The 6,756-nt window shown below is 63.5% G+C and carries 7 protein-coding genes and 1 pseudogene; 7 read left to right on the forward strand and 1 reads right to left on the reverse strand.

Going from position 1 to position 6,756, the window contains the following annotated elements; translation table 11 throughout:
- Positions 1-27: 27 nt before the first annotated feature.
- Positions 28-906, reverse strand: a complete 879-nt coding sequence (serB, locus tag ACOJSJ_RS03055; protein WP_420143514.1) for a phosphoserine phosphatase SerB — start codon at positions 904-906, stop codon at positions 28-30.
- On the opposite strand from serB, the gene miaA reads away from it, so the two are divergent.
- From miaA to ACOJSJ_RS03090, 7 genes and pseudogenes are all read left to right on the forward strand, one after another.
- Positions 905-1,849 carry a tRNA (adenosine(37)-N6)-dimethylallyltransferase MiaA gene (miaA, locus tag ACOJSJ_RS03060; protein WP_420143515.1) on the forward strand — a complete coding sequence of 315 codons (945 nt, stop codon included), beginning with the start codon at positions 905-907 and terminating at the stop codon, positions 1,847-1,849. The two genes, serB and miaA, sit on opposite strands and share 2 nt — an antisense overlap.
- Positions 1,850-1,961: 112 nt before the next feature.
- Entirely contained in the window at positions 1,962-3,713 is a 1,752-nt protein-coding gene (locus ACOJSJ_RS03065; RefSeq protein ID WP_420143516.1) for an acetolactate synthase 3 large subunit, read from the forward strand.
- Positions 3,714-3,724: 11 nt separating this feature from the next.
- Positions 3,725-4,093, forward strand: a complete 369-nt coding sequence (locus tag ACOJSJ_RS03070; protein WP_420143517.1) for a hypothetical protein — start codon at positions 3,725-3,727, stop codon at positions 4,091-4,093.
- Entirely contained in the window at positions 4,093-4,608 is a 516-nt protein-coding gene (gene ilvN, locus ACOJSJ_RS03075; protein WP_420143518.1) for an acetolactate synthase small subunit, read from the forward strand. Before ACOJSJ_RS03070 ends, ilvN begins: the two co-directional genes overlap by 1 nt.
- Positions 4,609-4,697: 89 nt before the next feature.
- Positions 4,698-5,717, forward strand: coding sequence for a ketol-acid reductoisomerase (gene ilvC, locus ACOJSJ_RS03080; RefSeq protein WP_420143519.1), 1,020 nt, complete (start codon positions 4,698-4,700; stop codon positions 5,715-5,717).
- A 171-nt stretch (positions 5,718-5,888) separates the two neighbouring features.
- Entirely contained in the window at positions 5,889-6,506 is a 618-nt protein-coding gene (locus ACOJSJ_RS03085; protein WP_420143520.1) for a YceI family protein, read from the forward strand.
- A 17-nt stretch (positions 6,507-6,523) separates the two neighbouring features.
- Positions 6,524-6,756, forward strand: a pseudogene (locus ACOJSJ_RS03090) (hypothetical protein); the annotation flags it as partial.

Below are 6,756 nucleotides of genomic sequence, written 5' to 3' on the forward strand. Positions count from 1 at the left end.
CAGTGGTGGCGTAACAACGCCAGACCGTTACGCGCCGACCCAATCGACCGACGCGATCCCCTGCGCATAAAGCAGCACTGACAGGTCGCCATGCACGATCTCCGCCGCCGCCGCTTCGCGCGTCTTGGGCTTGGCATGATAGGCGACGCCCAGCCCGGCGCCCTCGATCATCGGAATGTCGTTCGCGCCGTCCCCCACCGCCATGGTCAGCGCCCGGTCGATGCCGCCCGCAATCGCGGCCTCCAGTTCGGTCCGCTTGCGCGCCGCATCCACGATCGGCGTGGTGACGGTGCCCAACAGAGCGCCATCGGCGATTTCCAGCACATTGGCGACATTCTCATCGAACCCGATCTCTTCCGCGACCGGCCCGGTGAAACGGGTGAAGCCGCCCGACACCAGCAGCGTCCGTGCGCCCCGCGCCTTCATCGTGCGGACCAGCGCCCTTGCCCCGCCCATGATGACGACGCGTTCCGTGCGACACCGGTCGATGGCGCTGTCAGGCAGGCCCTTCAGCAACGCGACCCGGCCATGCAGCGCCCCTTCGAAATCCAGTTCGCCGCGCATCGCCCGTTCGGTGATCTCAGCGATCTGCGGCTTGATCCCGGCATAGTCGGCCAGTTCGTCGATACATTCGACGGTGATCATGGTGGAATCCATGTCGGCGATCAGCAGCTTTTTCTCACGCCCTTCGACCGGCTGGACGATGACGTCCACTTTATCGCCCACATCGGTCAGCGCCGCGCGGGCCGCAACCGGATCGGCGGCGAAGAAGACGTCCGCCGCCTTGCCTTCGTCCAGCCATGCGACATCGCCGGGCTGGCATCCCGCATCGGTCAGCCGATCCACAGCCTGCGCAATATCCCCCTGCCCCATTGAGCCACTTGCCACTAAGGTCGCGACGAACATGCACACTCCTGACACTCATCCGGGCGAATCCCGCCCCCGCGTCGCGCTTATTGCCGGACCCACTGCCAGCGGCAAGAGCGCGCTGGCCTGTCGCCTGGCCAAAGCCAGTGGCGGCATCGTCATCAATGCCGACGCCAGCCAGGTCTATGCCGACCTTGCCATCCTGTCCGCCCGCCCGTCGGCGCAGGAGATGGGCGATGTCCCCCATCGCCTGTTCGGCCATATCGACGGCGCGCAGGCCTGTACCGCGCCGCGCTGGGCGGCGGAGGCAAAGGCGGAGATCGCCGCCGCCCATACCGCCGGGAAACTGCCCGTGCTGGTCGGCGGCACCGGCCTCTATATCCGCACCCTGCTGGACGGCATCGCGCCTGTACCGGAAATCGATCCCGACATCCGCGCCACCGTCCGCGCCATGCCGGTGGCGGACGCCCATGACGCCCTGTCCCGCGAAGACCCGGAAGCCGCCGCCCGCCTTGCCCCCGCCGACACCACCCGCGTCGCCCGCGCGCTGGAGGTGGTGCGTTCCACCGGCAGGCCGCTTAAGACATGGCAACAGCATAAGGAAGGCGGGATCGCCGACCGGATCACCCTGTCCCCCATGATCCTGCGCCCGCCGCGCGAATGGCTGATCGACCGGTGCGACCGGCGCTTTATCCAGATGATGCAGGGCGGCGCGATCGGGGAAGTGGCGCAGCTTCTGACCCGGAACCTCAACCCCGACCTGCCCGTCATGCGCGCGATCGGCGTGCCCGAAATCGCGGCGCTGCTGCGCGGAGACAGCGACATGGACAGTTGCATCGCATCGGGCGCGCTGGCCACCCGCCAATATGCCAAACGCCAATATACCTGGTTCACCAATCAGCCCCCGGCCTATTGGCCGCGCGAGGAACGCAAAATAGATGACAAAATAATTGATGAATTGGCAATTAAATTACAACAATAGGGATTGACCAGTCATTTTCTGTCCACTAGAGGCAGGCGCCTTGCCAATGGAAAGGCGTGGGCGCAAAGCACGTCCCGTATCCATGGACTTGCATCAACGGAGGAGTATCATCGTGGCCGAAAAGAGCGGCGCGGACATATTGGTTCAATGCCTGGTCGATCTGGGCGTCGAAGTCGTGTTCGGTTATCCGGGTGGCGCGGTGCTACCCATTTATGACGCGCTCTATAATCACCCCACGATCCGCCACGTGCTCGTCCGCCACGAACAGGGCGCGACGCATATGGCGGAGGGTTATGCCCGTTCCACCGGCAAGCCCGGCGTGGTTCTGGTCACATCCGGTCCCGGCGCGACCAATGCCGTCACCGGCATCACCGACGCGCTGCTGGATTCGATCCCGATGGTCGTCATCACGGGACAGGTCCCTACGCAGCTGATCGGCACCGACGCGTTTCAGGAAGCGGACACGATCGGCATCACGCGCCACTGTACCAAGCATAACTATCTGGTGAAGACGCCCGGCCGTCTGGCCGAGGTCGTGCATGAAGCCTTCCATATCGCCACCACCGGCCGCCCCGGCCCGGTCGTCATCGACATTCCCAAGAATGTTCAGATCGCGACCGCGCCCTATGCGAAGCCGGAACTGAAGCCCCATGCCAGCTATCACCCGCAGACGAAGGCGGACGCGGCAGGGATCGACGCGGCGGTCGAAATGCTGGCCGCTGCGGAGCGGCCGATCCTCTACACCGGCGGCGGCGTCATCAACTCCGGCCCGCAAGCGTCGGCGCTGCTGCGCGAACTGGCCGCCCTGACCGGCGCGCCTGTTACGTCGACCCTGATGGGTCTGGGCGCCTTCCCCGCATCGTCGGACCAGTGGCTGGGCATGCTGGGCATGCACGGCACCTATGAATCCAACTGGGCAATGAATCAGGCGGACCTGATCATCTGCGTCGGCGCGCGTTTCGACGACCGGGTCACCGGCCGTCTGGACGCCTTCGCGCCCAACAGCCGCAAGGTGCATATCGACATCGACCGCAGCTCGATCAACAAGATCGTGGACGTCGACGTCGCCATCGTCGCCGACGTCGCCAGCGCGCTGGACGACATCATCGCCCTGTGGAAACAGCGCGGCCATCAAAAGGCCGACCTATCGAACTGGTGGTCGCGCATCGATGGCTGGCGCACCAAGCGCAGCCTGGACTATGCCGAAAACGGCACCGAAATCATGCCGCAACGCGCGATCGCCGATCTGTATTCGGCGTGCAAGGCGACGGGCAAGGATGTCATCATCACCACCGAAGTCGGCCAGCATCAGATGTGGGCCGCCCAGCATTTCGGGTTCGAAGCACCGAATAAGTGGCTGACGTCGGGCGGGCTTGGCACCATGGGCTACGGCTTCCCGGCCGCCATCGGCGCGCAGATGGGCAATCCCGACAGCATCGCCATCTGCATCGCGGGCGACGCCTCGGTCCAGATGAACATTCAGGAAATGGGCACCGCCAGCCAGTATCGCCTGCCGGTCAAGATCTTCATCCTGAACAATGAATATATGGGCATGGTCCGCCAGTGGCAGGAACTGACCTATGAAAGCCGCTATTCCAACAGCTATTCGGACAGCCTGCCCGATTTCGTGAAGCTGGGCGAAGCCTATGGCTGGACCGGCATCCGCATCGAAGGGCCGCAGGAACTGGAAGCGGGCATCCGCCAGATGCTGGAAACCGACGGCCCGGTGATCGTGGATTGCCGTGTCGCGAAACTGTCCAACTGTTTCCCGATGATCCCGTCAGGCGCGGCGCATACCGACATGCTGCTCGATCCCAACCAGATCGAAGGCGTGATGTCGGACGAGGCAAAGGCACTGGTGTAAAGGTCGGTGATGTGACTGAGCATCTGAAAATCCGCATCCATGTGACGGAGCCATGGGATTTCGAAAGGATCGCAGGCACGGCCGACCTTACCGGCTGGACCATCGATCATGTCGATCCGGATAATGAGGATTGGGAAGTCCATCTGGACGAAGGGTTCGATTATAATGACCGGCATATCGGGACGCTGCTGGTCGGCCCCCGTTATGTGGGCGAACATCTGAACCGGATGATGGATGCGGTGGCGGGTTTCCCGGTCCGCGTCGCCCACCGCCAGGACGGCAGCTGGCATTTCGCTTTCGCCGCCATGATTTCGCAGCGCCATGACGAAGAAGAAGACGGCAACGGCGCAGAAGATACGGATAACGGAACCAGCATCTGATGCATATTCAGGAAGAACTCAGCCAGCGGCACGTCCTGTCGCTGACCGTTTCGAACGAGGCGGGCATATTGGCGCGCATCGCGGGCCTGTTCACCGCGCGCGGCTATAATATCGACAGCCTGACCGTGGCGGACATCACGCCCGATCACGGCGTCAGCCGCATCACCATCGTCACCAATGGCCCGCCCAAGGTGATCGATCAGATCATCGCCCAGCTCGACCGGCTGGTGCCGGTGCACAAGGTGACCGACCTGACCGAAGCCGGCCCCTTCGTGGAGCGCGAACTGGCGCTGGTGAAGGTCGCGGGCACCGGTGACGACCGGATCGAGGCGCTGCGCCTGGCCGACGTCTTCCGGGCGAAGGTGGTCGATACGACGATCGAAAGCTTCATCTTCGAAATCACCGGCACGACCGAAAAGATCGACAATTTCGTCGGCCTGATGCGCCAGATCGGCCTGGTCGAAGTCGGCCGCACCGGCGTCGCTGGCCTCATCCGGGGGAAAGAACCGGCCTGAATTTCCGCTTGCGCCACGGCAACATGGTGCCTGTTTCCATGTCATTGTCTAACGCCCCCCGCATGGGGGGACGAGAAGGGGTTAATCCAATGAAGGTTTATTACGATCACGACGCGGACATCGGCCTGATCAAGGGCAAGAAGGTCGCCATTCTGGGTTACGGTTCGCAGGGTCATGCCCATGCCCAGAACCTGCGCGACAGCGGCGTGGCCGAAGTGTGCATCGCCCTGCGCGCCGGTTCGCCCAGCGCCAAGAAGGCCGAAGGCGCAGGCTTCAAGGTTCTGCCGAACGCACAAGCCGCCGCATGGGCCGACGTGTTCATGATCCTGGCGCCCGACGAGCATCAGGCCGCCATCTATTCGGCCGACGTGCATGACAATCTGCGCCCCGGCGCGGCGCTTGCCTTCGCCCATGGCCTCAACGTGCATTTCGGCCTGATCGAACCGCGCAAGGACGTGGACGTCATCATGATCGCGCCCAAAGGCCCCGGCCACACCGTGCGCGGCGAATATCAGCGCGGCGGCGGCGTGCCCTGCCTGATCGCCGTCCATCAGGATGCGACCGGCAACGCGCATGACATCGCCCTGTCCTATGCCAGCGGCGTCGGCGGCGGTCGCAGCGGCATCATCGAAACCAACTTCCGCGAAGAATGCGAAACCGACCTGTTCGGTGAACAAGCCGTTCTGTGCGGCGGCACCACCGCACTGGTTCAGGCCGGTTTCGAAACGCTGGTCGAAGCAGGCTATTCGCCTGAAATGGCCTATTTCGAATGCCTCCACGAACTGAAGCTGATCGTCGACCTGATGTATGAAGGCGGCATCGCCACCATGCGCTATTCGATCAGCAACACCGCCGAATATGGTGACATCAAGACCGGCCCGCGCATCATCACCGAAGAAACCAAGAAGGAAATGAAGCGCGTTCTGGCCGACATCCAGTCGGGCCGCTTCGTCAAGGACTTCGTGCTCGACAACCGCGCCGGTCAGCCGGAATTGAAGGCCAGCCGTATCGCGGCCCAGCGTCACCCGATCGAGGAAACCGGGTCCAAACTGCGCGCCATGATGCCCTGGATCGGCGCCAACAAGCTGGTCGACAAGGACAAGAACTGACGGCCACGCATAGGTCATCCCCCCGGCGCAGGCCGGGGTCCGGGGCGGCTTATGCAGGACGTCGGAGCATATCGGAAAGGGAACGATCCGTTTCCGGTTACGGCTCTGGAACAATCGGGGGGCGTGTCATATTGTTGGCGCCCCCCTTGAGCGTTTTTGGAGTCTGAACGCATGCGTAAATATCTGATCCCCGCCGCCGCCCTCGCCGCCATTGCAGGCGGCAGCGTCGTCGTCGCACAGGGGGCCGCCACCCCCGGCACCAAGGATGTGGCAAAGGTCACCGGCGGCACCTATCAGGTCGAACCCAGCCATACCCAGATCGTCTTTGCCTATGACCATATGGGCTTCACCAACAATATGGGCGTGATCGCGATGCCGACCGGCACGCTGACGCTGGACAAGGCGAACCCTGCCGCGTCGAAGGTGTCGATCGAAGTGCCCATCGCCAACCTCACCACCGGCATTCCCGCGCTCAACACGCACCTTGCCAAGCCCGAATTTTTCGACGCCGCCAAGTTCCCGACCGCCACCTTCGTATCGACCGGCGTAAAGCTGGACGGCACCACCGGCGCGACCATCACCGGCAACCTGACCATCAAGGGCATCACCAAGCCGGTGACGCTGGACGCCGAATTCTATGGCGCGGGCATCGGTCCGATGGACAAGAAGGAAAATGTCGGCTTCGTCGCCACCGGCACGATCAAGCGCAGCGATTACAACATGGCCGTCGCCGTCCCGGTCGTGGGCGATGCGGTCGAACTCAAGATCATCGCCGCTTTCCACAAATAAGTGCCATGTGGTCGCCGGTGCGGTTCATCCTGCTTTTCAGCATGGTCGCGCTTGCCCCGGCGTCCGCTGCGCCGCCAGTCATGCCGCCGCCCGCACCCCTGGTGCGGGCGGCGCTCTATGCCCCCGGCCGGTACCTGGTCCATGGCGACGCCACCAAAGTCCAATTCCGTGTCAACGCGCTGATCGGCGGCTATGAAGGCGACTTTCTGCATCCCGAAGGGACGGTCGTCATCGATCCCGCCCATCCCGA

It is taken from the genome of Sphingobium sp., from assembly GCF_048594625.1.
Classification (GTDB): domain Bacteria; phylum Pseudomonadota; class Alphaproteobacteria; order Sphingomonadales; family Sphingomonadaceae; genus Sphingobium.

Excerpts from the sequence above, each read along its gene's own strand:
- miaA (WP_420143515.1), top strand. The coding sequence starts at position 905 with ATGCACACTCCTGACACTCATCCGGGCGAATCCCGCCCCCGCGTCGCG.
- serB (WP_420143514.1), bottom strand. The coding sequence starts at position 906 with ATGTTCGTCGCGACCTTAGTGGCAAGTGGCTCAATGGGGCAGGGGGAT.
- ilvN (WP_420143518.1), top strand. The coding sequence starts at position 4,093 with ATGCATATTCAGGAAGAACTCAGCCAGCGGCACGTCCTGTCGCTGACC.
- ilvC (WP_420143519.1), top strand. The coding sequence starts at position 4,698 with ATGAAGGTTTATTACGATCACGACGCGGACATCGGCCTGATCAAGGGC.
- ACOJSJ_RS03085 (WP_420143520.1), top strand. The coding sequence starts at position 5,889 with ATGCGTAAATATCTGATCCCCGCCGCCGCCCTCGCCGCCATTGCAGGC.